Source organism: Agrobacterium sp. rho-8.1 (genome assembly GCF_033957725.1).
GTDB lineage: Bacteria > Pseudomonadota > Alphaproteobacteria > Rhizobiales > Rhizobiaceae > Agrobacterium.
Window position 1 is genome coordinate 2,136,120 of record NZ_CP192788.1, and the last position, 25,819, is coordinate 2,161,938.

Genomic DNA, 25,819 nt, shown 5'->3' on the forward strand with positions numbered 1-25,819 from the left:
CCGAATCGATTGGTAGCGAAAAGGCCACACATATAAATATGCGTAGCCTTTTCTCAAAGCAGCAGAAGAGATCGCGTGCACTGAAAGGGTTACCCGCCCTTGACTGCTTCGACCCAGTGGCGACGACAGAAGGAAACGTATTTCTCATTGCCGCCAACATCGATCTGCGCGCCTTCCTTGACCACCTTGCCATCGGAATCGAAACGCGCCACCATGGATGCTTTGCGTCCACAGTGGCAGATCGTGCGAATTTCTCGCAACTCGTCGGCAATGGCCAACAGCTCTCTGGAGGCGGGAAACAGCTTGCCCTGGAAATCGGTCCGCAGGCCGTAAGCCATAACCGGAACGCCTAGCGTATCAGCAATCGTGGCCAGTTGCCAAACGTGGTGTTCCGACAGAAAATTAGCCTCATCGACAAAGACGCAGGCGACCGGCTCTTGAGCATGCAACTGCGTGACCTGCGCAAGAATGTCGGTGCTATCATCAAAAACGAGAGCGTCGGAAGAGAGGCCAATACGTGAGGCGACCTTACCAACACCGGCGCGATTATCGAAAGCTGCGGTAAAGATCAGCGTGCGCATACCACGCTCGCGGTAATTATAGGATGCCTGCAAAAGCATCGTCGACTTGCCAGCATTCATTGCCGCATAATTGAAATAGAGCTTGGCCATCATGCCCTCCGGTCGGTTCTGGCGTCTTTTGCAGCTTGGGCCGGGCCAAGGGCAAGAGCCGCATGACAAAAAACACAGCTTTCCTTGGTCGAAAGTCTTCAACCATTCTAGAAATCGAAGAGGTGTCGCAAACCGTTGTGCAATGCACGCAAACGCGCATGAGTTGATTGTCTGCGCTAGATATTCATAATGGGCGCGAAGTTTAAAAAAGAGGGAGTAAGCAATGCTTGCAAAAAATCGCCGCTGTCTGGCACGCGCCGCAGCAGTTTCTGCAATGGCACTCTTCACCACCGCCGCCTCTGCCGCCGAACCGGCAAGCTGCGGCACTGTCCGCTTCTCGGATGTGGGCTGGACGGACATCACGGCGACGACGGCAACCGCCTCGGTCATTCTCAAAAGCCTCGGCTATGAGACAGACGTCAAAATCCTTTCCGTGCCCGTGACCTACACCTCGATGAAAAACAAGGATATCGACGTTTTCCTCGGCAACTGGATGCCGACAATGGAAGGCGACATCAAGGCTTACCGTGACGACAAGTCGGTGGAAACCGTTCGCGAGAACCTGACCGGTGCCAAATACACGCTTGCAACCAACACCAAGGGTGCCGAACTCGGCATCAAGGATTTCAAGGATGTCGCCGCCCATAGCGACGAGTTGAGTGGCAAGATCTACGGTATTGAGCCCGGCAATGATGGCAATCGCCTCATCCTCGGCATGGTCGAAAAGGATACCTTCGGCCTCAAAGATTTTCAGGTCGTTGAATCCTCTGAACAGGGCATGCTGTCGCAGGTGGCGCGCGCTGAAAAATCCGGCGAGCCCATCGTCTTCCTCGGTTGGGAACCCCACCCGATGAACTCCAATTTCAAGTTGACCTATTTGACCGGCGGTGACGACGTGTTCGGCCCGAATCTCGGTGGCGCGACGATCTACACCAACACGCGCGCGGGTTACGTTCAGGAATGCCCCAATATTGGCGCTCTCTTGAAAAACCTGCAATTCACGCTTCCCATGGAAAACGAGATCATGGGCAAGATCCTTAATGACGGTATGGAAGCGGAAGCTGCCGCGACGGATTGGCTGAAGGCCAACCCGACCGCTATTGAGCCATGGCTTGCAGGCGTAAAGACAAAAGATGGCAGCGAGGATGCCCTGACTGCCGCGAAGAAAACGATCGGCCTCTAGGGGCTTTATCTCGCATTTGAACCTGTCTTCCGACCTGATCACGGTCGGAAGACAATCATGACTCCGTTCACGAAAGGTCCCATCTTACCGTGGAATGGCTCAGCGCTTCTCAAAACCGTTTACCGATCGGTCGATATGCCAAGGAAGCAGTCGATTGGCTGACCGGAAATCTTTCTTTTTTCTTTGATTGGTTATCCTTCATTTTCGAGAGCGTCATCGACGCTTTTCTTTTCGTGCTTCAGGCACCGCATCCTCTCATTATCGTCGCCGTGCTGACGGCACTGTCTGCGTGGATGCGCCGCTCCATCGGAATGCCGTTGTTTACGGCACTCGGGCTGCTGCTGATCATCAATCTGGGCTACTGGAAAGCGACAACAGAGACACTCGCGCTCGTTATTGCTGCCAGCATCGTCTGTATGATCGTCGGCATTCCGCTTGGAATCGTCGCTGCACGGCGCAAATGGGTCTACGCCTTCATGCGTCCAGCACTCGACCTCATGCAGACAATTCCGACATTCGTCTATCTCATCCCGGCCCTTGTCCTGTTCGGTCTTGGAATGGTGCCGGGATTGATTGCAACGGTGATTTTCGCCCTGCCCGCACCGATCCGCCTGACCCGGCTCGGCATCATCTCCACGCCACCAGCATTGGTCGAAGCTGCGGTTGCCTTTGGTGCGACGCCAAGTCAGGTACTGCGCAAAGTGGAGCTGCCATATGCCACACCACAGATCATGGCGGGTCTAACCCAGACGATCATGTTGGCACTATCCATGGTCGTCATATCCGCACTGGTCGGCGCAAACGGCTTGGGTGTTCCGGTGGTGCGCGCACTCAACACCGTCAATATCGCCATGGGGTTTGAGGCCGGACTTTGTATCGTCGTTGTGGCGATCATTCTCGACCGACTGTTCCGTCTGCCGGGCTCGGAGGATGAAGTATGAGTGACGCGATTATATTCGAAAACGTCGATATCATCTTCGGCGACAGTCCATCAGAAGCCCTGCCCCTGATCGACGCTGGCAAAACCCGCACGGAGATCAAGGAGGAGACAGGCCATGTGCTTGGCGTGGCCAATGCGTCCCTGACCGTGAAGGAGGGAGAAATTCTGGTTCTGATGGGACTTTCAGGCTCCGGAAAATCGACGCTCCTCCGTGCGGTCAACCGGCTTGCGCCTGTCGTGCGGGGCAATGTCAGCGTGAAAACGCCGTCCGGATATCTCGACCCTTACAAAGCATCGACGAAGGCATTGCGGGAACTTCGCACCAACACGGTATCGATGGTGTTTCAGCAGTTCGGGCTGTTACCGTGGCGCAATGTCGCGGACAATGTCGGGTTCGGCCTTGAGCTGGCGGGCGTTTCGGAGAAAGAGCGAAAGCAACGCGTGCTGGAACAGTTGGAGCTCGTCAATCTATCCGAATGGGCAAACCGCAAGGTGGGTGAACTCTCCGGCGGCATGCAACAGCGTGTGGGTCTTGCCAGAGCCTTTGCTACCGGTGCACCCATCCTGTTGATGGATGAGCCGTTTTCCGCGCTCGACCCACTCATCCGCAGCCGCCTCCAGGACGAACTGCTGGAATTCCAAAGTCGATTGAAGAAAACCATTCTGTTCGTTAGCCACGATCTGGATGAAGCATTCCGCATCGGCAATCGCATTGCCATGATGGATGGTGGCCATATCATCCAGTGCGGCACGCCAAGGGAAATCGTTAAGAACCCATCAAACCAGTATGTTTCGGATTTCGTGCAAAACATGAACCCGATATCCATGCTGACGGCGGCCGACGTGATGCGACCGGGCGTCAGCGCACACAAGGCGGGTCTCCCCGTATCCGGCACAGCGCGGCCCACCTCCCCTCTGGTTGATATTCTGGATGCCATGGCAAAGCAGCCCGGCGAAATCGGGATCGTCGATCACGGATCGATCGTCGGAACCATTTCCGCAGACGATATCATTCGCGGGCTGACCACTCACAGACGACGATAGAAAGCTGGCTGCGGTGCGCAAGGTCTGCATCGCAGCCCGGCCTCTCCTTTGAGGTGACTGAGGTCGAAAAGCACCCTAGAGCGCTTTCTTGTTCAATGGAAACGCTCTAACTACACGCCAACATCGCCCCCCTGCCCTTCACGGCTCAGGCTGCAATCGTGAAGCAGCTGATTAAACGAGTGACATTTGAAATGCCCATTTTGGAGGCGACCCCAAAATCTGGTAATTTGTTCACCTATCGCCGCAATTCAGAGAAACGAAATAAAATACTTTAATAGATTGAAATTTAATAAAAAATACCAATAAAACAGAAATAATGTATAAAAATGAGAATTTATCGCTATTTTTTTGGATTAATAGGAAAAATAAACGAGTTTAAACTATAACTAATATACGCTACGCCATACCTTAGATTTAGGTATATACAACGATCAGACCGAATTGGTACACTTTACGCATACCAAAAATGGTTTGCCAATGAGACAGTCCGGGGCGGGCTTTACTCGGGAGAAGTAAGAATATGAACACTGAATCTCTTTCTGAACAATCGACAGTCGCCGCAGGCCTTTTGTCCGCCATGGCGAACCCAAAGCGCCTGATGATCCTGTGCAGCCTGGTTGAAGGCGAAGTACCGGTCGGCGTGCTCGCTACGCAGGTTGGTCTTAGCCAATCTGCTTTGTCGCAGCATCTTTCCAAGCTGCGTGCGCAGCGTTTGGTCAAGACCCGTCGCGATGCTCAGACGATCTACTATTCCAGCACATCTGAATCCGTCAAAAAAATCCTTTCCACGCTTGAAGGCATCTACTGCGCCTCCCCAAGCTCGGAAAAATCTGCTGCCTGAAGAATGGCGCACCATCGTCGCTGGACATTCCAACGACTGGCGCTGCGCGTTTTGATCTACAGGTAACCGGCCGCCCCGGCCATTGGCGTGGAAACACTGATTATATGATGGCCTGCATCTGGGCCTTGAGACTGGTGGCGGCCTTCGAATAGCCGCCATCGCCGCCATCTACAAAATGCATATGGTCTTTCGACAGCGGTGACGGCACGATACAGGTCATCAGCGCCGTATCCTGCTCGTGAAGGCCGTAATAGCAGACACCGTCACGCGCCGCCTCATCCAGCTTTGCCTTGATGCCGGCTAGTCGCTCCGGATCGACATCCACCGTCATCTTCAGCCCATCGTCGAACTTGCGAAAGTCCGTATTGCTGGCAACCGAGCGCTTGTACTCGATGGGGTCAAACCGACCGACAGGCTTTCTGAGCTTGTAGAGCACAGCGATGAGGACCGTTTGAAACAGCACCCATGCACCTTTGCGGACTTGGGACAGTCTGTCCCTGTAAGCCGATAGCGCGCGCGCCTCCATTGCGAGCCCTTCGCGAATGAAGCCGAGTGGTGGCCCTTCTGCTGGAACTGGATGGCCACCACGGCCATCCTCGTTAGCAAGCGCTACAATCTGCGACACGAGGTGCCGGAACGCGACCGTGTCCTGTGTCACTCCCGGCACGGCGATGATTGACACCACCGTGCCATGTGTGGCGGGAATCGGGTTCCAGCGACAAGACAAACCCGTAAGATCGGGCCGCGAACCACTTTCGGCAGGCTCGACCAAATATAGTCCCTGCTTCATCTGCTCGTCAGCCCAGTGGTTGCCCCCACCTGTAAACATGGCATAGGACACATCGTCGCTCGCTTGAAACCGGGCAATGCGCACATCTAAACCGTTCTCGCGTATTGCCGCCACCGGCACGATGGCGGCGCGAAGCGAAAGACCAATGTCATCCGCCACCCAGCTCTGTACCTTGGACAAGGCTTCACGCGCCGCCTCCACCTGCAAGGGCGGGACGGCGATGGCTGCACCGTCACCTCCAAAAATGAACGGCAAGTCATGCCGCTTCAGAGCGTTTAAAACTCCGGAAATGACACCGGCACCCGCCATGTTGACCGCCTTGTAACGGCCCGCATCGATGGCGCCGGTCGAATCGTTGATATCTGCAAGTGCGAGCGCCCAACCGTCTGGCAGCGCGCGGTAAAGCGTCGGATTGGCGACATCCTCGAACTCGAGGAACAACGGTAGCTCACTCAGGAACTCTTCGTCGGGCGACATCATGACGGCACCATCCTTTCTCGCGCAGATCCGGCCTTTCTCGCACAGATCCCGCCGCTTGGCGGCCTTCCCGTCTCGCGACATACAACCGCCGATGAAAGTCTTCACAGATGATTTACGTTACAGCACCACCTTTGGATCAAACATGGCTTGCGAAATCGGTTCTGGCGAGTATGAACCACATTAGGACGTTGTAAATCAAAGATGATGCGACGCCTCTCGTCTGGTGGAAGGGTTGATCTGCGTGGCATTTCAGCGCCCCGGCCCCGGCGATTTATCGGGGATGCGACCCAATCCAAGGAGAGAGTAGAATGAACATCAAGATCCTATCCGGCTTGACGCTTGCCGCTTCCGTAGTGTTCGCGCCGCTGGCCCATGCAGAAATCGTCATCGGCCTGATCGCGCCATTGACCGGTCCGGTCGCAGCCTATGGCGATCAGGTCAAGAAAGGCGCTCAGACCGCCGTCGAGGTCATCAACAAGAATGGCGGCATTCTGGGCGAACAGGTCGTGCTAAAACTGGCCGATGATGGCGGCGAGCCCAAGCAGGGTGTGTCTGCCGCCAACCAGCTGGTTGCCGAAGGCATTCGCTTCGTCGTCGGTCCCGTTACCTCTGGCGTTGCCATTCCGGCCTCGGACGTTTTCGCCGAAAACGGCGTGTTGATGGTAACCCCGACCGCCACCGCACCCGATCTTACAAACCGCGAGTTGTGGAACGTGCTGCGCACCTGCGGTCGTGACGACCAGCAGGCGCAGGTTGCCGCCAAGCTCGTACTGTCGCAGCTGAAAGACCGCCGCATCGCCGTCATCCACGACAAGGGCGCTTACGGCAAGGGTCTGGCAGATTCCTTCAAAAAAACGTTGAACGAAGGCGGCGTAACCGAAGTCTTCTATGACGCGCTTACACCCGGCGAAAAGGATTTGAGCGCGCTGACCACACGCCTGAAGTCCGAAAACGTCGATGTCGTTTACTTCGGTGGCTACCACCCTGAAGCAGGTCTGCTGGTTCGCCAGTTGAAGGATTCCGGCGCAAAGGCAACCGTGATCGGAGGCGATGGCCTGTCCAACACGGAATTCTGGAGCATCGGCGGCACGGCTGCTGCAGGCACCATCTTCACCAATGCAGCCGACGCAACCAAGAGTGCCGACTCCAAGGCTGCGGCAGCCGCGCTGAACGCTGCCAACGTTCCGGCAGAGGCTTTTACGTTGAACGCCTACGCAGCCGTTGAAGTGCTGAAGGCCGGCATCGAAAAGGCCGGGAGCGCGGAAGATGCAGAAGCCGTCGCTACCGCTCTCAAGGCTGGTGAACCCGTGGCAACGGCGATTGGCAAACTGACCTATGGCCAGACCGGCGACCTGACCTCGCAGGCATTCGCACTCTACAGGTGGGAAGACGGCAAGATCGTTTCTGCCGAGTAAGCACTGAAAACGCTGTCATCAGGACCGGGTGCGGCAATCGCGCCCGGTTTTCTTTTTTGTCATCATAGAAGACGGCGTATCATTGAAGACGGCAATGCTGGACAAGCCATGGGCGTGTCTGGCTTACTCCGTCTGGCAAGCAAATCGGAACGAGGTGAAACATGGCGTCTGCACTCGAGCGGAAAATCGATCAGGGAACGGGCCGCGAAAAGGCCGATATCGTGCTCAAAGGCGGGCGCTTCTACGATCTCGTGACCGGCGATCTCATCGCCTCCGATATCGCGATATGCGGTGATACCATCGTCGGCACATGCGAGGCATATGAGGGCGTAGAGGTCATCGACATCACCGGCAAGATCGTCGTCCCCGGTTTTATCGACACCCATCTGCACATCGAATCCTCGCTGGTCACACCGCATGAATTCGACCGGTGCGTCCTGCCTTACGGCGTTACGACCGTCATCTGCGACCCGCACGAGATCGCCAATGTTCTGGGATCCGAGGGTATCGAGTTCTTTCTGGATTCGGCGCTGGAAACCATCATGGATATTCGTGTGCAGCTTTCCTCCTGCGTTCCGGCAACGCATCTGGAGACCTCAGGCGCAGATCTGCCAATCGAAAAGCTCCTGCCGTTTCGAGACCATCCCAAGGTCATCGGTCTTGCCGAGTTCATGAACTTCCCAGGCGTCATCCATAAAAACCCCATCTGCATGGCCAAGCTGGAAGCCTTTCAGGGTCAGCATATCGATGGCCACGCACCTTTGTTGTCCGGCACGGCGCTGAATGGCTATCTTTCCGCTGGCATTCGCACAGAACATGAGTGCACAACGGCCAAGGAAGCGCTGGAAAAGATCCGCAAGGGCATGCATATTCTGGTGCGCGAAGGTTCGGTATCGAAGGACCTGCACGCTTTGCTGCCGATCATCACCGAGCGTCTTTCGCCTTATCTGGCGCTGTGCACAGACGACCGCAACCCGCTCGATATCGCTGAACAAGGCCATCTCGACTACATGATCCGCTCGGCCATCGCCAGTGGTGTAGAACCTCTGGCAATCTACCGCGCCGCGTCGATTTCCGCAGCGAAGGCCTTCGGGCTCAGGGATCGCGGTCTCGTTGCTCCGGGCTGGCGGGCCGATCTCGTGGTGATCGATACGTTGCAGAACTGCAAGGCCAGCATGGTGTTTTCTGCAGGTCGCCGTGTGACGACAGAGCTTTTCGAAACCCGTAAGCCGGTTGCAGCCGTCGGCCTGGACAGCGTCAAAGCACGCCCCGTGCAGGCCTCGCATTTCGGCGTTCCCGCCACCGAAGGTGAAACGCCTGTTATCGGCGTTATGCCCGGCAAGATCATAACGGAGCACCGTCGTTACACGCTGCCGACAGATGGCAATCAGACCAGCGTCGATCTCGACAACGACATCATCAAGGTCGCCGTCATCGAGAGGCATGGCAAGAACGGCAATCACGCCAACGGCTTCGTGCAGGGCTTCGGCTTGAAGAAGGGCGCGATCGCCTCGACCGTCGGCCATGATAGCCACAATATCTGCGTTGTCGGCGTCAGCGAAGACGACATGGCGCAGGCCGCCAACCGGCTTGGCGAGATCAAGGGCGGGTTCGTGGTTGTCGAAAATGGCGAAGTTACCGGCGAGATCGCCCTGCCCGTCGCCGGTCTGATGAGCCTTGAGCCTTATGAAACAGTGCGCGATACGCTGCACCACCTGCGCAAGGCCGCCTATGCGCTCGGCACGACGCTGGAAGAACCGTTTTTACAGGTCGCATTCCTTCCGCTACCCGTCATTCCTCATTTGAAGATTTCAGATATGGGCATGGTGGATGTGGATCGTTTTGCGCTCATAAGCTCGAAACGGGAATAGAAAGAAACTGCGTGAAATATAGAAGTTATACTCATCGTAAATTAAGACAGTTACGATAAATAACTGGATCAAGAATGGAGTACCGCTGACGAGGCAATCCGTGGTCGTAACGAGAATAGACAAATCGCAGCTAAAGATTGGCATGTTTGTCGAGGCCGTCGAGGGTGCCTGGCAGGATAGCCCGACGCTTGGCAGACGTTTTACCGTCAGATCGGGCCAGGAAATCGAGATCATCCAGAACAGCAATGTCAGCGGTATTTTCATTAATACTGCACTCGGGCGCGATAACGCCAAAGCATACTCTCCCAACGGCAAAAACATCACCACGGCGACGAAACTGGAGAAGTGGGAAACCGCGCGCAAAATACAGGGACATGCCGCCGAAGCAAAATCCCTTATCGAAGACGTCTGCCACGGCCGCACCATTACGGTGGAATCCTTCACACCGCTCGTCAGCGATGTGGCGCGCACAATGGAAGAAAACCCATCCCTCTATATCGGCATGTCCCGCCTGCGCTTTCGCGATAGCGCGACCTTCGTTCACTCCCTCGCTGTTGCAGCACTTCTCCTGCACTTCGGAAGATCCATGCAGATGGACGACGAAACCGTCCAATTACTCTGCATGGCCGGAATTTTGCACGACATCGGCAAGCTGACCATTCCTGTCGAAATTCTGAACAAACAAGGGCCATTGACCACTACTGAACGGCGCCTCATCGAACAGCACCCCGAACGGGGTTACGAACTGCTCTCAACCCATGTGAACCTGCCACGTCTCGTCCTGGATATCTGCCGGTCTCATCACGAGCGACTGGATGGCAAAGGATACCCCGATAAACTCGTCGCCGAACAACTCGGTCCAGAGGTTCGTATGAGCACCATCTGCGATGTTTTCGACGCGTTGACCTCGGCCCGGCCCTACAAAAAGGGCTGGTCTTCGCAACAGGCTTTGAGCTGGATGATGACGCGCGAAGATCAGTTCGACAAAGCCCTTCTATGGCACTTCATCCTCAGTCTCGATCCCGAGATGACGAAGGGCATTCTTTAAACCCGTACATCAGGCCAGACGCGCGCAAAACACATCAAGCGCATCCAGCCTGACGACCCCGCCCTCAAAGACCGGCTTGAAGCTTGGCATGACCAGCACATTGCCGACACTCATGCCGCTGGGGATCAGATACTCCACAGGCTCGCGGGTAAGATTGAAGACGAAAAGCAAGGTCTGATCGTTCTTGGTCCGGGTGAAGGCAAGGAGGTCCTGCTGGGTATCCAGAAATGCCATATCGCCATCACGCAACACGGCATGCTGCCTGCGAAATTCCAGAACGGCCTTGTAGTGGTTCAGAACCGAGTCCGGCTTACGCTCCTGCCCGTCTGCCGCCAGCATCGCATGAGCATAGGGAACGGGTAGCCAAGGCTTCTCAGCGGTGGTGAAAGCTGCGCTCGCGCTTCCTGTTTCCCAAACCATTGGCGTGCGGCACCCGTCCCGGCCCTTGAAGGCAGGCCAGAAGCGGATACCGTAGGGATCGCGCAGATCCTCGAAAGCCAGATCGGCTTCCGTCAGTGCCAGTTCCTCGCCCTGGTAAAGGCAGATGGAACCGCGCAATGTCGCCAGAACGCTGAAGGCCAGCTTGGCCACACGCGCCTGTTCTTCCACGCCCTCCGAAAAACGGGTAAGATGACGTACGACATCGTGGTTGGAGAACGCCCAGCACACCCAGCCATCGGTGACGGCCCTATCGAAACCATCGACGGCATCGCGAATGTGCTTTGCGGTAAACTCCGGCCCCAGGAGGTCGAAGGTGTAGCACATGTTGAGCTTGTCACCGTCAGATGTATAGGCCGCAACGGTTTCGAGCGACCGTGCGCCATCGCCCACCTCGCCGACAGTCATGCGCCCCTCATAATCATTGAGCAGTGCCCTGAAGCGCTGGAGAAACGCAATGTTTTCGACCTGCGTCTTGTCGTGAATATGGCTCTGCATGCCATAGGGGTTCACATCCGGCGCATCGAGACCGGCACTGTCGCTGTCGGGGGCATGTGGCGGGTTATCGCGCAGCAACTTGTCGTGGAAATAGTAGTTCACGGTATCGAGCCGAAACCCGTCCACGCCACGTTCAAGCCAGAACCGCACCGTTTCCAAAAGCGCGTCCTGAACCTCGGCATTGTGGAAATTGAGATCGGGCTGCGAGGTGAGGAAATTGTGCATATAGTATTGCTTGCGAACGCCATCCCACTCCCAGGCAGGCCCGCCGAAAACCGAGAGCCAGTTGTTGGGCGCTGTTCCGTCCGGTTTTGGATTTGCCCAGACATACCAGTCATTCTTGGAATTGGTGCGGCTTGCGCGGCTGTCCTTGAACCAGGGATGCTGGTCGGATGTGTGGGAAATCACCTGATCGATGATCACCTTCAGTCCCAGCCGATGCGCCTCGGCAATCAAGGCATCGAAATCGGCAAGTGTCCCGAACATGGGGTCGACATTGCAATAATCAGAGACATCGTAACCCATATCCGCCATAGGCGAGGTGAAGAACGGCGAGAGCCAGATGCCATCCACACCCAGAGACGCGATGTAAGGCAGGCGCTGCGTGACCCCGGCCAGATCACCATAGCCATCCCCTGTCGTATCCTGAAACGAGCGCGGATAGACCTGATAAATCACCGCTCCCCTCCACCAGTCTGCATAATCTGCTGCGGTCGTGGCGGCGGGATTGGGGTGCGGCATGGGCATTCTCCAGTTTAGTTCGCCAAAGCATATAAAGCCCGGCTCCGTTCGTAAACGTCAATCATGGGGTTCGGCGTAACATCACAGCGAACTTGACATGCCCTTGCCAGTTCGCGCCATGCATCGTAGTTCCGACGTGTCACAAGAGGAGTGAACACGCAGTGGGTGGACGGTTTCTTTCTATCGGGGAATGCATGGTGGAACTTTCGCAGGCGGGAGACGGCTTGCTGCGGAAAGGTTTTGCCGGAGACACGCTCAACACTGCCTGGTACGCCCGTGCCTGCCTGCCTGCGGAATGGACCGTCGAATACTTTACCGCGCTGGGTGACGATCCGCTTTCGCAGGAAATGCTGGATTTTATTGACGGGGCAGACATCGCAACCGGAAATGTAGCCCGGATCAAGGGTGGCACGCCGGGACTTTATCTCATCAATCTCAAAAACGGCGAGCGCACGTTCAGCTACTGGCGCAGCACGGCAGCAGCCCGCCAACTGGCGACCGATGCCGACCATCTGCGCGGTACGATCGAGGTATCGGACCTCATTTACTTCTCCGGCATAACGCTTGCCATTTTGGCAACACCGTTGGCTGTCGATACATTTCTGGCGGAACTGCGTCGTGCCAAGGCCTTTGGCAAACAGGTCGTGTTCGATCCCAATATTCGCCCACGCCTTTGGAGCGACAAACAGATGATGCTAAAGACCATCACCGACGGCGCGCGAGCCGCAACGATGGTGATGCCAAGCTTTGACGACGAGGCAGGAAATTTCGGAGATGCCGACGTTGCCGCGACCATCAAGCGCTATCGCGATCTCGGAGTGGCCAACATCGTCGTCAAAGACGGCGCGAAGGGTGCGACTCTGGACTTTGACGGGCAACAAAGCCATGCACCTGCCGTCCATGCAGCCGATGTCGTTGATACGACCAGCGCAGGCGATAGCTTCAACGGTGCGTTCCTGGCAAAATGGCTCGGCGGCAGCACGCCGCAGGATGCTGCTATGTTTGCGGCCAAGGCAGCGGCAACGGTGATTGGCCACCACGGTGCGCTCATCGATCATGATCTGCTGCCCAAGGGCTGACATGATGCTGTAACACGCCTGCCGCATATAGCCGAAGACCCGGAAAGTAACCGGGATTCGCAAGCGCGGAGGTCGGCCAGGCATGACCAGAATAACAATCGTCACCGATGCATGGCATCCGCAGGTCAACGGCGTCGTTCGCTCCATCGAAAACACCAATGCAGAACTGGAACGCATGGGTGTCGAAGTCTGCATGGTCACGCCCCAGAGCTTCCATTCGGTGCCCTGCCCGACTTACCCGGAAATCCGCTTGTCCGTTGCCGGTTACCGCCGCGTGTCTCGCGAAATTGAGAAAAGTCAGCCATCTTACGTGCATATCGCAACTGAAGGACCGCTTGGCTTTATGGCGCGGCGCTGGTGCATCAAGCATGGCATGCGCTTTTCCACCAGCTACCATACGCGCTTTCCAGAATATGTCGCTGCGCGCTTTCCCGTCCCGGAAAGCTGGCTCTACGCCTTTGTGCGATGGTTCCACAATGGCGGCAGCACCTGCATGGTTGCGACGCCCAGCCTTCAGAAGGAACTCAACACGCGCGGCGTCAAGAACCTCAAACGCTGGAGCCGTGGCATCGATGCGGGACTGTTCCACCCGCGCGAAAAAACCGAGCGCCCTTTCGATCTGCCACGCCCGATCTTCATGACAGTCGGCCGCGTCTCAGTCGAGAAAAACCTGCCGGAATTCCTCGGCCTCGATTTGCCGGGCTCGAAAGTCGTAGTGGGTGATGGGCCCGCGCGCGCCGAGTTGCAGGACAAATATCCCAATGTTCTCTTCACCGGCATCAAAACCGGCGAGGACCTGGCACATGCTTATGCCGAAGCAGACGTCTTCGTCTTCCCGTCCAAGACCGACACCTTTGGCAACACCATCCTCGAAGCCCTGGCAAGCGGCGTGCCAGTGGCTGCCTTCCCCGTCATGGGCCCCATCGACATCCTCGGCGACTACCCGAAAGCCGGTGCCCTTGACAACGACCTGCATCAAGCCTGCCTTAAGGCGCTCGACTGCTCGTCGGAAGCAGCCCTCGCACTCTCCAGAACCTACTCCTGGGAAAAAGCCTCCCGCCAATTTCTCGACAATGTCACTTCAGCCGCCAGCAACGGATTGCAGAATTTCTACGCGACATCGACCGCTTGAGGTCTCGTAATTCCGAGTTTTTCGTCCCGAAACTGTAGACGAAAAGCCTTTGTGCTGTCACAAGGCAAGCGGGATGCGACCGCCGCTATCTTTAGAGCGGGGTCGGGCTGCTGATTGACGTCAGGTGGCTGCCGCGAGATTACGCTGGCCGTCCTTTTTTCACACCATTGTCACCATGCACCGGTCAACGCATTGCCCGAAAGCGGGATGAGGCTGCTCTTGCCGGTGCTGTCGCTGGTGGAAATGGATGCCTGCATTTGCTTGGGCGATTTGCGAAACCAGCCAGCGGCAATCGATGCGAGATCGCCGATCATCGCCTGCTTGCGCCAGTCGGCAAAGCGCCGGGCGGTGGCTTCCGGCTCGGACTTGTAGAAAAAATCGCCCGATGTTTCGAGATCGTTGATGGATGGCACCATTGCCGATAGGGGGCGCTGAAACATTTTCGATGGGACCGAAAGCTCTTTGGCAGCCTGCGAAAAAGCGGGCGCCATGAAATCGATAACCCAGCCGTCCGCCTCCACCCAGCAGTGAAAATTTTCGCCTGCTCCGGTCACATGCCCGTCGTCGCGATGATCCGCAAACAGAATGAGTTTGCCATCGAGATTATAAGCAGCCAAACCGCCCTTCGGCTTGGCCTTGATCTTGTAATGGTGCTCCAGAATAAACGCGCCAAAGGTACTGAAATACATCGAAGCCGTCGCCGGATCGGCATTCTCGTTGATCAGCAAACTGTTGATGACTCGGTAGATGCGATGATAATCGGTCTGCTTGATCAGCATTGGGTCTCACCTGAGAATTTCACGATTCAAATGAACATCGTTCAAAAAGTCGGGATAAAGCGACGAAGTTGCCGACAGCGTCAGATACACCCTCGACCGTCATCCTCTTGCCTGACCCGAGGATAACGTTGAGTGCTGTGGTAGGTCAGCCCGACAGGCGCAAGCTCAACGCTTCTTCTTCGCCTTGCTCTCGAACGGGTTGTCCGAACCGCGGTAATGCACCCGGATGGGAACACCCGGCATGTCAAAATCCTTTCGCAGGTTGTTGACGAGGTAGCGCGTATAGGACTCCGGGATGGCCTCGGGGCGTGTGCAGGAGATCATGAAGGCCGGTGGGCGGGCCTTCACCTGCGTCATGTATTTCAGCCGTAGGCGGCGACCCGATACCGCTGGTGGCGGATGCTGGGTGACCTGTGCGTCCAGCCATTTGTTGAGCTTGGCCGTCGACACGCGACGGTTCCAGATTTTGTCCGTATCGATGATGTTCTGCATCAACCGGTCAAGGCCGTAACCGGTTTGTCCAGACATCGGCACCGCGCGAATACCGCGTGCCTGTGGCAAAAGACGCTCGGTCTTTTCGCGTAATTCGGCCAGAAACGCCTGCGGATCTTCCACAAGGTCCCATTTGTTGAAGGCGAGCACGGCTGCGCGTCCTTCGCGGATAACCAGATCGACGAGCTGCAAATCCTGCTTTTCGAAGGGAATGGTTGAATCGAACACGATAACAACGGTTTCGGCAAAGCGAATGGAACGCAGGGAATCGGCAACCGAAAGCTTTTCCAGCTTTTCGATCACGCGCGCCTTGCGGCGCATGCCCGCAGTGTCGAACATTTTGATGGTGCGGCCGCGCCAGTCCCATTCAACTGAGATACTGTCGCGGGTAATCCCGGCTTCAGGCCCAGTCAACAGGCGGTCTTCACCGAGAAAGCGGTTTATGAGCGTCGACTTGCCGGCATTCGGGCGACCGATGATGGCCACACGGAGTGGCTTGGTCTCATCGTAAACGGGCTCTTCGTCTTCGTCGTCGTCCTCACCCGGCTCGCCTCGTGGCAAAACGATATCGGTTTCAGCTTCGTCGAAATCGTCTTTCGGAAAGGCGACATCTTCGCCCACGGCCGCAACGATGGCGTCGCGCAGGTCGATCATGCCTTGACCATGTTCAGCCGAAATTGGGCACGGTTCGCCAAGGCCCAGAGTGTAAGCGTCGTAAAAGCCGCCGTCTGATCCACGCGCTTCGGATTTGTTGGCCACGAGGATCACGGGCTTTCCGCCACGGCGCAGCATTTCTGCCAGCGTCTTGTCGGCAGGCGTGAGGCCGAACTTTGCATCGACCACAAACAGTGTGATGTCGGCCTCATCGATGGCTTCTTCCGTCTGCGCCCACATGCGGCCTTGAAGCGTTTCCGGCCCGGATTGCTCCAGACCGGCTGTGTCGATGATGGTAAAGCGCAAATCCACCAGCTTCGCGTCGCCAGGGCGGCGGTCGCGGGTCACGCCCGGCGTATCGTCCACAAGCGCCAGCTTCTTGCCAACCAGGCGGTTGAACAGAGTGGACTTGCCGACATTGGGACGCCCGACTATGGCGACGGTGAAACTCATGGGGAAACCCTAACCTGAACTTTGGCGTGGATGCACAGTCTATTCAAGAATTGCTGCTGGTCTGGCGAAAATGGTGATTTCGAGAACCGGAGCGGAGCGTACTCAAAGTACGTGAGCACCGGAAGCGCAGAAAATGCCATTTGCAGCCGGCCAGCGGCGATTATTGGATAGACTGTTACGCTGCCTTGCCGGAAGCGGCAATGTTGTCGAGCATGATCTGGGCGCGGCTGGTCACGTTGCGCGGTGCCTGCACGTCTGCAGTGATCTGCTCGAACCACTGCTTCGCCTTAACGAAATCGCCAGCCTTGTAGGCCGAAAGACCGAGAGCCTCGCGCGCGGAGTTGCGCATGGCCTGCCCCTCACCCGTCAACACTTCAGCCTGCGCGGAAACCTGCTCATAGGTTCCGGTATCCACCAAAAGCCAGGCTGCGCGAACCTTGGCCGTATCGCGGAAAACCTGTGGCGCACTGTTATCGTTACCAATTGCAGAGAACGCTGCAATGGCACCCGCCGCATCGCCCTTTTGCGCCAAAAGCGTCGCCGAACGGAACTTGGCCAGCACGGGATAGGAACCGTGACCGGCAGTTTCCAGATCAGAAAACGCCTTCAGCGCCTCATCGTTCTTGCCTTCGGATGCCAACTTCAGCGCGCTTGCAAACTGGTCGCCTGACGCGGAAGCACGGTTGGTGTTCCAGTACTCGTAAATACCGACACCGGCAGCGCTCAGCACGATCAGCACGGCAGCGCCGATAACGACAATTCCGTACCGTCCCCAGAAATTGCTCATCTGCTCCGAGCGAATCTGCTCGTTGACTTCGCGGATGAAGGTATCATTCTCGTTCGCCATTGAATTCTCCGTTACCCGCACCGAAACCGTTTGCCGTTCTTTCGGTCTGCGGACATGCCAAAGCGCTTTGTCGTGGCAAGCAAAAGGCCAACCACGATCATTGGTCGGCCTTCTAGCCTATTTTCCCTGATATGTAAGGGGAAAACGTCACTTTCTTACATTGCGAGTGGCTGGACGCCGATCAACCATTCGTGCAGCTTCCAGATGAAGGCGGCCCACAACACGATGCCCAGCACCACCGCCAGGATATCGTAGCGCGCCGAAACGAACGGACGGGTCACGACTTCGCCAGCCCGCGCGCGCCGCTTCAGGGAAATGCGCATGATCACGCCCCAAGCCAGAACGGCTGCAAACAGGATGACGGACGACGTTTCGCCATTGGCCAGAAGGTGCGATAGCGCCCAGATCTTAACGGCAAGCACCAGCGGATGCTTGGTCTTGGCAACGATGTGGCCAGCCGGCAAAAGGCTGGCGGCAAGACAGATCATCGAAAACAGCATCAACGTGATGGCGAGATGGCTTGTCCATACGGGCGGAGAATAGAGAACACCCGTGACCTGCCGCGCCTGTCCGAAAGCATAGGCGACCAGCGCCAGCGCAGCGATGCTGACGAAGGAATAGAGAACTTTCCAAGGCCCCTCACCCAGACGCGAAATCATGCGTGCGCGAAAATCCGGTGCCACGACACTCAGGGAATGCGTGACCAAAAGAAACAGAATGGAAAAAACAAGCAGCAGCATGAAAAGCCCCTTAAAGCGTGGCGCAGGATGGATATGAATTGCGGTCTGCACATGCTTAGAACAAACGGGGCTAAATCCCAACGGCGATTTGCGCTGATGTGGCCTGCCGCTGTGGCCTTGCTGTTGAAACCGCCGAAATTACCGGCCAAATCAAAGCTTCGCCTTATTACCATCTCAAAAGGCCATGCTTCTTTTCAAAAAATGGTTCTTCATGCTTCGTACCCTTGCACTCCTCCTGTCGTTTTCTGCGGCCATTCCAGCGCTTGCACAAACGGCAGAACGACCAAAACAGCTGCTGATTGTCTCCTTCGATGGCGCGGGCGACAATTCGCTGTGGGAACGCAGCCGCACGACAGCCAAGGATGTGGGTGCACATTTCACCTATTTTCTTGCCTGCACACTGGTCATGGACCGCAAGACCAGCGCCAAGAGCTATCAGGGACCCGGCCAGAAAACCGGACGATCCAATGTCGGTTTCGGACAATCCATCGAGGAGGTGGAAGCCCGCTTGCGCAACATCTGGGCCGCAAAGCAGGAAGGCCACGAGATTGCCAACCATACCTGCGGTCATTTCGATGGTGGCAACTGGACAGCGGAACAATGGGACGCCGAGTTCACGGCCTTCACCAGCACGATGGAAAATGCCTGGCAGATGATCGGCAAGAAGGACGAGGAACCGCAGGGCTGGCGTGATCTCGTCCGCGGCATCAACGGCTTTAGGGCACCCTATCTGTCGCAGAGCGATGCACTGACGACAGCGCAGAAAAAGCATGGCTTCGTCTATGACGCGACCAGCATCACCAAGGGACCGGCATGGCCAATCCAGAAAGACGGCATCGAACATTTCGGTCTTCCGCTCATTCCCGAAGGTCCCAGTGACAGACCGATCATCGCCATGGACTATAATCTCTTCGTGCGCCATTCCATGGCCATCGAAAACCGGGCTAAATCAGCAGAGTTCGAAGAACGCGCCTACCAGGCCTTCCGCGCTGCATTCGACAAGCAGTATGACGGCGAACGAGTGCCTCTACAGCTCGGGTTTCACTTCGTGAAAATGAATGGCGGCGCCTATTGGAACGCTTTTGAGCGGCTGCTGCGAGACGTCTGCAAGAAGGACGATGTGGCGTGCGTGAGTTACGCGCAGGCCATGCCGATGATCGAGGCGCGGCGCGCGCAGAAGTCTGAGGGGTGAGTATCAATCTTATCCTCGAATAAAAAAGGGTGGCGCTTGGCCACCCTTTTTTAATTCAAGTCGGCTTGTTCGCCGCCAACTCACCATCTTCCGCTTCACGCTTGAGATAGCGCTGGTCGATCTCCGGTAGGGGCTTGTCGTCGATGGCCGCTTCAAAGGCTCTCAGACGTTTGTAGATGGATAGGAGTTCAACAATCGTCGTCCATGAATTGATGAGATACTGGAAAGAGCCGCGCACCTGATCAAAAACATTCCCAATCTGCGTGAACACACCAAGCGTGATTTTACCGGCGGCGATGGACGGAATGAGGACGATGAGGCTGTAGAGGTTATCGGCCTGAAGATAAAAAATACGCGCCACATTGAAGTACATATAGTGGAAATACAGACGGAAATAGTTCTTCCGAACGTTGGAGAACAGTTCCGCCACCGTCGCCGGACGAGCACGATCTTCATGGTCTTCGCCATAAACGAGTTCTTTTCGGTAGGCGGCTTCAACACGCTGATTTCGGAATTCTAGCCCTGGAAGCTTGATGCCGACGAGCGCCAGAAAACCCGTACCGAAAAGCGACCAGACAATAGCAGCCCAAACCAAGGCGTGAGGTATCTCGCCAATGATGGGCAATTCTGTGATCGTTTCCGAAAAGGTGAACAGGACTGGCAGAAATGCGATGAGGGTCATGATAGCCCGCACCAGACCGACGCCCAGACCTTCGACGGTGCTGGAAAAACGCATCGTGTCTTCCTGAACACGCTGCGAGGCACCTTCAATGTGACGCAAACGATCCCAGTTCGCCATGTAGAACTCGTTCATCGCGGTGCGCCAACGGAAGATATAGTGGCTGACGAAGAAAAGGTTGAGGACACCGATGGTGATGGCGAAAAACAGAATGCCGCTAACGCCGACAAGCCCCATATAAAGCTGTTCAGCGGTCACTGGAGCCGTCTTCGCCAATGCCTGCTGGACAAGGTCGTAATAAGGGCCGTACCACGCGTTCATGGCAACACTGACCTGCACGGAAAAATACGTCGTGAAAATGATCAGCGCGGATCCTAAAACGGACCAGTTTTGCCATCTGTGCGGGCTGTAAGCAAACCAAAACGCTGAAAACAATCCGACAGCAACGGCGTAATATAAATAGAACCAGAGAAACGGCGTTGACCAGAAAACGGAAACGCCGGTCGGGGGCTGTTGCCCCTCCGGCAAAGCTGGCAACCCTATCGAATTGCCCCAATCTCTTGCTCCAGCATACCACAGACCGATCATAAGGAGAGACCAAATCACAGCCGAAGTGAAAAACAGTTTGGGTTTTGGGAAGAAGGAATGAAACACGGTACAAACTCTCGCGAGTTGGGAGGTCAGCCATTATTGGCGAAGCAGTTTGGCGGGAAACTAGGCTAGAATTTTGTGCACAGCAATGCGGCAAGCACTAACTTACGAAGATGTAAGGTAGATCATAGATTTTGCTGTCATACATGACAAAGCCTTTACTTAACGCCAGCATGCAATCGCTGACTTTTACTCGGCAAGCGTGAGGATCAGCGGGCCATTTTTGGTTGCGACGACCGTATGCTCAAACTGCACGGTGGGCGCGCTCGGATCACTGAACAAGGTCCATGGATCGTCGTCGCCGTCTTCGGCCCAATAGGCACCCATAGACAGGAACGGCTCCACCGTAAACACCATGCCTTCGGTCATGATGCGGGTTTCATCCTTGTCGGGCCAGGTGGCCAGTTCGGTCGGCTCCTCGTGCAGCGAGCGGCCAATGCCGTGGCTGGCCAGGTTGGTAATCAGCGTATAGCGATTTTTCTTGGCGAATGCTCCGATGGCGTTGCCGATATCGGCCAGTGGACGACCGGACTTGATCTGCTGCAAGCCCGTCCACATGGCACGTTTGCCATCGCGGCACAGTCGCTCGATCTCTTTCTTGACGGGCGGAACGGCAAAGGAGGAGCCGGTATCGCCGAAAAATCCGTCCTTCACCGCCGACACGTCTATATTGACCAGATCGCCCGCCTTGATGATACGGGGGCCGGGAATGCCATGCGCCACCTCTTCATTGACGCTGATGCAGGTGGCGCCGGGAAACTGGTAACAGAACTCCGGCGCGGATAGCGCGCCATTGTCTTCCAGAACCTTGCGGCCGATGGCATCCATCTCCAACGTCGTCATGCCCGGCTCCATCGCATCGGCCATGGTCTGCATCGCCAATCCGCAAATGCGGCCGATATCTTTCAGCTTCGCCAGTTCTTCTTCGGTGGAAATAACCATGATCGTTCCGTCGTTTTTCAGGCCGTGGCTTTCGCGCTATCGGCACGACCAGTCAATTCTTTTCTGACGATTGGCGCGACTTTAGTACCGTAAAGCTCGATACCGCGCATGATCTGGTCGTGTGGCATCAGGCCAATCGCCATCTGCAACAGAAACCGATCGTTTTTAAAAACACTGTGCGCCTTGATGATTTTTTCCGCCACCAGTTCAGGCTCACCCAAAAACAGATTGCCCTCTGGCCCACGCGCGACATCATACTGTCCGCGATTGGTCGGGCCCCAGCCGCGTTCGCGACCGATGCGGTTCATGACCTCAGCCTGCGGACCGTAGAACTGGTCGGCGGCCTTGTCTGTCGTATCGGCGATGAAGCCATGCACGTTGATGCTGGTTTTTTGTTTCGCGGCATCCTGACCTGCGCGCCGGGCGGCTTCGCGGTAGAGATCGAACAGCGGCGCGTAACGCCTGTATTCGCCGCCGATGATCGCCAGAGCAACGGGCAAGCCCATCGCCCCTGCCCTCGCAACCGATTGCGGGGTGCCGCCAACGGCGATCCAGACCGGCAGGTGCTCCTGCAAAGGCCGCGGGTAAACGCCACGTCCATTGATGGGCGGGTGCTTTGTGCCAGACCACGTAACGATTTCCTTTTCCCGAAGCGCTAGAAGCAGATCCAGTTTTTCGCTGAACAGTTCGTCGTAGTCCTCAAGGTTATAGCCGAACAAAGGATAGGACTCGATGAAGGAGCCACGACCCGCCATGATTTCGGCGCGACCATTGGACAGAAGATCGACGGTCGCAAATTGCTGAAAGACGCGGATCGGATCATCGGAGCTCAGCACGGAAACCGCGCTGGTCAGCCGGATGTTTTTGGTTTTAACGGCAGCAGCAGCCAGCACTGTGGAGGGTGAGGAAATCGCGTAATCCGGGCGGTGATGTTCGCCAAGTCCGAAGACATCCAGCCCCACCTGATCGGCAAGCTCGATCTCTTCCAGAAGGTCTTTCAACCGGCGCGCACCTTCCGCACCCTTGCCGCCAACGGCGTTCGGATCGACATCCGCGAATGTGTAAAGCCCCAGCTCCATGCAATATCCCTCAATGATGTTTGTTGAGAGATAGGGTCAGAACAGCACAGAGGCAAATCTAAAATCTGGAACGAACCGTTCGATAAAATCGCTATGAACGGCCTCGAAAGAGAATCAGAAATCAACCGTTTGGCGGCAACGGTTGATTTCAATGCAGAGCGATCTGATGGATTTTACGAGCGCTGCAACAGGGCTTCCATTTGCTCAGCAGCCGCGTTCCAACCTTCGTTGAAACCCATCTCCTCATGCGTTTTCTTGTCTTCCGCTGTCCAGTGCAGCGCGCGCGCCGTGTATTTGGTCGTCCCGCCACCGGCGTCCTCGAATGTGATGTGGCCCGTCATGAAGGGACGGTCTCCCGGCACCCAGCCCTCGCGAAACGCATCGGTAAAAATCAGCCGCTTGTTGGCAACGATATCCAGAAAAACGCCGAAATTCTCATACACCTCTCCCGTCGGTGCATGCATGGTGGTGTTGAAGGCGCCGCCCGGCCGCAGGTCTATCACGGCCTGCGAGGTGCGGTATGGCACCGGTGCCCACCATTGAACGAGCAATTCCGGGTCCGTCCATGCCTGAAAAACCCGCTCCGCCGGTGCTTTGATAATGCGGCTCAGTGACAATTCATGCTGTGATGTGTTTGACATCCGCTGTCCCTCTCCCTTGAAACGCGAATACCATAGCGCATTTTAGCAATAACTATAACTGAGATGATCAACCCTGGTTAAGCGTGCGTCGAACGGCACTGCGCCAGCCCTTGATCTTGCGCTCGCGGGTCTCATCTTCCATCTTCGGCTCGAAGCGTCTGTCCCGTGACCAGGCGTCGGAAAACGCTTTCATGTCGGGCCATACGCCCGCTTTGCTGCCCGCGAGCCATGCGGCACCAAGTGCCGTTGTTTCCAGAATAACCGGGCGGTCCACCGGCGCATCGATGAGGTCGGACAAACGCTGCATCGTCCAGTCCGAGGCCACCATGCCGCCATCGACACGCAAAACCGTGTCGCCATTGGCATTCTTCCAGTCCTTGTGCATGGCATCCAGGAGATCGCCGGTTTGATAGCAGACGGCCTCGAGCGCGGCACGCGCAAATTCGGCAGGACCGGTTCCACGCGTCAACCCGAACATGGCTCCACGAGCGTCGGCATCCCACCAAGGCGCGCCAAGGCCAACGAAGGCCGGAACCAGATACACATCCTGCGAGGGATCGGCCTTCTCGGCAAGTGCACCGGTTTCCGATGCCGAGCCAATGACCTTCAACCCGTCGCGCAGCCATTGCACGGCGGCACCGGCCACGAAGATCGAGCCTTCCAGTGCATAGGTCGTTTTGCCATCCAGACGGTAGGCAATCGTCGTCAACAGCCGGTTCTTGGAACGAACCATATCCTTCCCGGTGTTGAGAAGCGCAAAGCAGCCAGTGCCATAAGTGGATTTCAGCATGCCGGGTTCGAAACACGCCTGCCCTATGACGGCAGCATGCTGGTCGCCCGCCACACCAAGGATGGGAATCGGCGCACCGAAGAGCTCTTCATCCGCCACGCCGAACTCCGCGGCACAATCCAGGACCTCAGGCAAAACAGACGGCGGCACATCGAGAATGTCGAGGAGTTGCTTGTCCCACACATTCTTCTCGATATTGAACATCAGCGTGCGCGACGCGTTGGTGGCATCCGTCACAAAGGACTTGCCACCGGTCAGCCGCCAGATCAGGAAGGTGTCGACAGTGCCGAAGCAAAGCTCACCCTTTTCGGCCCGCTTGCGCGCGCCTTTGATCTTGGACAGCAGCCATGACAGCTTGGTGCCGGAGAAATATGGATCGAGCAGCAAGCCGGTTTTCTTGACGAAAACCTTCTCGTGTCCTTCCTTTTTCAGCTTTTCGCACAGCTTCGCAGTCCGCCGGTCCTGCCAGACGATGGCGTTGTGCAACGGTTTGCCAGTGTCTCGCTCCCACAGCAGCGTGGTTTCGCGCTGGTTGGTGATGCCGATAGCGGCAATGTCGGAGGCTTTCAGCTTGGCTTTTTCAAGCGCTTGCCTGATCGACCAGACGACGCTTTCCCAAATTTCTTCCGGGTCATGCTCCACCCAGCCGGAATCAGGAAATATCTGCCGAAACTCCTTTTGCCCCGTTCCAGCTACCTGCATGGAGCCATCGAAAACGATGGCGCGTGTGGATGTCGTACCTTGGTCGATGGCGAGGATATAACCGCCCATGCATGCCTCCCGGAAATCAATGTGGCGCAACACAATATGCGCAGCCCCCAATGTCAAGCCACGGTCTGCGCATCCCCATGTGAAATCCGATTGCCAGCTCCCCCGCTTTAAGCATAACCTGATGTAAATCGTTGCAACGTTGGATAAAAAGGGGAACGCATGCATCGGACCGTGATCGTAACAGGCTCGACCAGTGGCATTGGCCTGGCCATAGCACGCGCCTTCGCCAATGATGGCTGCAACATCATGCTGAACGGCTTTGGCCTTGAGCATGAGATTGAAGACACCCGCCTTCTCATGGAGGCAGAGAGCGGTACGCGTGTTCTCTACCACCCGGCCGACATGACCAAGCCGGATGAAATTGCCGATCTGATAAAGACGGCGAATGAGAAACTCGGCTCCGTGGACATCCTCATCAACAATGCCGGTGTCCAGCACGTCGCGCAGGTAGAGGATTTTCCGCCGGAGCAATGGGACCAGATCATTGCCATCAATCTGACGAGTTCCTTCCACACGATGCGCGCTGTCATTCCTTTGATGAAAGCGGCGGGAAAAGGCCGCATCATCAACATCGCCTCAGTTCATGGTCTGGTCGCGTCGCCCTATAAATCTGCCTATGTGGCGGCGAAACACGGTATTATCGGCCTGACGAAATCCGCAGCGTTGGAGCTTGCAGAAACCGGCATTACCGTAAACGCCATATGTCCCGGCTACGTGCTGACGTCGTTGGTGGAAAAGCAAATACCCGATACGGCCAAGGCACGCGGCATCAGCGAAGACGAAGTCAAGAACGACGTTCTGTTGCGGCTGCAAGCGACCAAGGAGTTCGTCAAAGCAGCGGATGTCGCCGCAACGGCGATTTTCCTGGCCAGCGACGCAGCCAAGCAGATCAACGGTACGCACATATCCATCGATGGCGGCTGGACCGCCCAATAACG

At 56.4% G+C, this 25,819-nt stretch carries 23 protein-coding genes; 11 read left to right on the forward strand and 12 right to left on the reverse strand.

Features of this window, described 5'->3' with window-relative positions; all coding sequences use genetic code 11:
* Nucleotides 1-89: 89 nt before the first annotated feature.
* Complete coding sequence (locus tag RMR21_RS10655; RefSeq protein WP_498667994.1) at nucleotides 90-671, reverse strand: thymidine kinase; 582 nt, start codon at nucleotides 669-671, stop codon at nucleotides 90-92.
* Nucleotides 672-945: 274 nt separating this feature from the next.
* Between RMR21_RS10655 and RMR21_RS10660 the strand changes: the two genes are divergently transcribed.
* The 4 genes from RMR21_RS10660 (at nucleotide 946) to RMR21_RS10675 (ending at nucleotide 4,679) form a co-directional block, all read left to right on the forward strand.
* The gene (locus RMR21_RS10660; RefSeq protein ID WP_498670137.1) at nucleotides 946-1,854 is read left to right on the forward strand and encodes a choline ABC transporter substrate-binding protein; all 909 of its coding nucleotides are present in this window, start codon (nucleotides 946-948) and stop codon (nucleotides 1,852-1,854) included.
* Nucleotides 1,855-1,943: 89 nt separating this feature from the next.
* A complete protein-coding gene (choW, locus tag RMR21_RS10665; RefSeq protein ID WP_498667995.1) occupies nucleotides 1,944-2,795 on the forward strand; it encodes a choline ABC transporter permease subunit in 852 nt (283 codons plus the stop codon).
* On the forward strand, nucleotides 2,792-3,838 hold the full coding sequence (gene choV / locus RMR21_RS10670; RefSeq protein ID WP_498667996.1) for a choline ABC transporter ATP-binding protein: 1,047 nt from the start codon (nucleotides 2,792-2,794) through the stop codon (nucleotides 3,836-3,838). Before choW ends, choV begins: the two co-directional genes overlap by 4 nt.
* 520 nt (nucleotides 3,839-4,358) lie before the next feature.
* Nucleotides 4,359-4,679, forward strand: a complete 321-nt coding sequence (locus RMR21_RS10675; protein ID WP_174153684.1) for an ArsR/SmtB family transcription factor — start codon at nucleotides 4,359-4,361, stop codon at nucleotides 4,677-4,679.
* Nucleotides 4,680-4,779: 100 nt separating this feature from the next.
* On the opposite strand, the gene RMR21_RS10680 is transcribed toward RMR21_RS10675, so the two are convergent.
* The gene (locus tag RMR21_RS10680; protein WP_498667997.1) at nucleotides 4,780-5,949 is read right to left on the reverse strand and encodes a DUF3095 domain-containing protein; all 1,170 of its coding nucleotides are present in this window, start codon (nucleotides 5,947-5,949) and stop codon (nucleotides 4,780-4,782) included.
* Between the two features lie 308 nt (nucleotides 5,950-6,257).
* On the opposite strand from RMR21_RS10680, the gene RMR21_RS10685 reads away from it, so the two are divergent.
* The 3 genes from RMR21_RS10685 (at nucleotide 6,258) to RMR21_RS10695 (ending at nucleotide 10,283) form a co-directional block, all read left to right on the forward strand.
* A complete protein-coding gene (locus tag RMR21_RS10685; protein ID WP_498667998.1) occupies nucleotides 6,258-7,364 on the forward strand; it encodes a branched-chain amino acid ABC transporter substrate-binding protein in 1,107 nt (368 codons plus the stop codon).
* 161 nt (nucleotides 7,365-7,525) lie between these two features.
* Nucleotides 7,526-9,235 (forward strand): adenine deaminase, encoded by a 1,710-nt coding sequence (gene ade / locus RMR21_RS10690; protein ID WP_498667999.1) that lies wholly within the window; start codon nucleotides 7,526-7,528, stop codon nucleotides 9,233-9,235.
* 142 nt (nucleotides 9,236-9,377) lie between these two features.
* On the forward strand, nucleotides 9,378-10,283 hold the full coding sequence (locus tag RMR21_RS10695; RefSeq protein WP_498668000.1) for an HD-GYP domain-containing protein: 906 nt from the start codon (nucleotides 9,378-9,380) through the stop codon (nucleotides 10,281-10,283).
* Between the two features lie 9 nt (nucleotides 10,284-10,292).
* Here the strand turns inward: RMR21_RS10695 and bglA are convergent, their stop codons facing one another.
* Nucleotides 10,293-11,966 (reverse strand): beta-galactosidase BglA, encoded by a 1,674-nt coding sequence (bglA, locus tag RMR21_RS10700; protein WP_498668001.1) that lies wholly within the window; start codon nucleotides 11,964-11,966, stop codon nucleotides 10,293-10,295.
* A gap of 155 nt (nucleotides 11,967-12,121) precedes the next feature.
* On the opposite strand from bglA, the gene RMR21_RS10705 reads away from it, so the two are divergent.
* Both RMR21_RS10705 and RMR21_RS10710 read left to right on the forward strand, forming a co-directional pair.
* Nucleotides 12,122-13,039 (forward strand): sugar kinase, encoded by a 918-nt coding sequence (locus tag RMR21_RS10705; RefSeq protein ID WP_498668002.1) that lies wholly within the window; start codon nucleotides 12,122-12,124, stop codon nucleotides 13,037-13,039.
* A gap of 82 nt (nucleotides 13,040-13,121) precedes the next feature.
* Nucleotides 13,122-14,171 (forward strand): bifunctional monoglucosyl/glucuronosyl diacylglycerol synthase, encoded by a 1,050-nt coding sequence (locus RMR21_RS10710; protein WP_498668003.1) that lies wholly within the window; start codon nucleotides 13,122-13,124, stop codon nucleotides 14,169-14,171.
* A gap of 170 nt (nucleotides 14,172-14,341) precedes the next feature.
* On the opposite strand, the gene RMR21_RS10715 is transcribed toward RMR21_RS10710, so the two are convergent.
* The 4 genes from RMR21_RS10715 to RMR21_RS10730 form a co-directional block, all read right to left on the reverse strand.
* Complete coding sequence (locus RMR21_RS10715; RefSeq protein ID WP_498668004.1) at nucleotides 14,342-14,950, reverse strand: DUF2026 family protein; 609 nt, start codon at nucleotides 14,948-14,950, stop codon at nucleotides 14,342-14,344.
* 165 nt (nucleotides 14,951-15,115) lie between these two features.
* Nucleotides 15,116-16,549, reverse strand: a complete 1,434-nt coding sequence (gene der / locus RMR21_RS10720) for a ribosome biogenesis GTPase Der (protein WP_498668005.1) — start codon at nucleotides 16,547-16,549, stop codon at nucleotides 15,116-15,118.
* Between the two features lie 175 nt (nucleotides 16,550-16,724).
* Nucleotides 16,725-17,396 (reverse strand): tetratricopeptide repeat protein, encoded by a 672-nt coding sequence (locus tag RMR21_RS10725; RefSeq protein WP_498668006.1) that lies wholly within the window; start codon nucleotides 17,394-17,396, stop codon nucleotides 16,725-16,727.
* 155 nt (nucleotides 17,397-17,551) lie between these two features.
* Entirely contained in the window at nucleotides 17,552-18,136 is a 585-nt protein-coding gene (locus RMR21_RS10730; RefSeq protein ID WP_498668007.1) for an NnrU family protein, read from the reverse strand.
* Between the two features lie 211 nt (nucleotides 18,137-18,347).
* Between RMR21_RS10730 and RMR21_RS10735 the strand changes: the two genes are divergently transcribed.
* Entirely contained in the window at nucleotides 18,348-19,328 is a 981-nt protein-coding gene (locus RMR21_RS10735; protein ID WP_498668008.1) for a polysaccharide deacetylase family protein, read from the forward strand.
* Nucleotides 19,329-19,383: 55 nt separating this feature from the next.
* Here RMR21_RS10735 and bacA read toward each other — a convergent pair whose 3' ends face one another.
* From bacA to glpK, 5 genes are all read right to left on the reverse strand, one after another.
* Nucleotides 19,384-20,661 (reverse strand): bacteroid development protein BacA, encoded by a 1,278-nt coding sequence (bacA, locus tag RMR21_RS10740; protein ID WP_498668009.1) that lies wholly within the window; start codon nucleotides 20,659-20,661, stop codon nucleotides 19,384-19,386.
* Nucleotides 20,662-20,847: 186 nt separating this feature from the next.
* The gene (gene map, locus RMR21_RS10745) at nucleotides 20,848-21,600 is read right to left on the reverse strand and encodes a type I methionyl aminopeptidase (protein ID WP_498668010.1); all 753 of its coding nucleotides are present in this window, start codon (nucleotides 21,598-21,600) and stop codon (nucleotides 20,848-20,850) included.
* A gap of 17 nt (nucleotides 21,601-21,617) precedes the next feature.
* Nucleotides 21,618-22,679 carry an LLM class flavin-dependent oxidoreductase gene (locus RMR21_RS10750; protein WP_498668011.1) on the reverse strand — a complete coding sequence of 354 codons (1,062 nt, stop codon included), beginning with the start codon at nucleotides 22,677-22,679 and terminating at the stop codon, nucleotides 21,618-21,620.
* A 173-nt stretch (nucleotides 22,680-22,852) separates the two neighbouring features.
* Nucleotides 22,853-23,320, reverse strand: coding sequence for an SRPBCC family protein (locus RMR21_RS10755; RefSeq protein WP_498668012.1), 468 nt, complete (start codon nucleotides 23,318-23,320; stop codon nucleotides 22,853-22,855).
* A 67-nt stretch (nucleotides 23,321-23,387) separates the two neighbouring features.
* A complete protein-coding gene (glpK, locus tag RMR21_RS10760) occupies nucleotides 23,388-24,881 on the reverse strand; it encodes a glycerol kinase GlpK (RefSeq protein ID WP_498668013.1) in 1,494 nt (497 codons plus the stop codon).
* A gap of 159 nt (nucleotides 24,882-25,040) precedes the next feature.
* On the opposite strand from glpK, the gene RMR21_RS10765 reads away from it, so the two are divergent.
* Nucleotides 25,041-25,817, forward strand: a complete 777-nt coding sequence (locus tag RMR21_RS10765) for a 3-hydroxybutyrate dehydrogenase (protein ID WP_498668014.1) — start codon at nucleotides 25,041-25,043, stop codon at nucleotides 25,815-25,817.
* Nucleotides 25,818-25,819 lie beyond the last annotated feature (2 nt).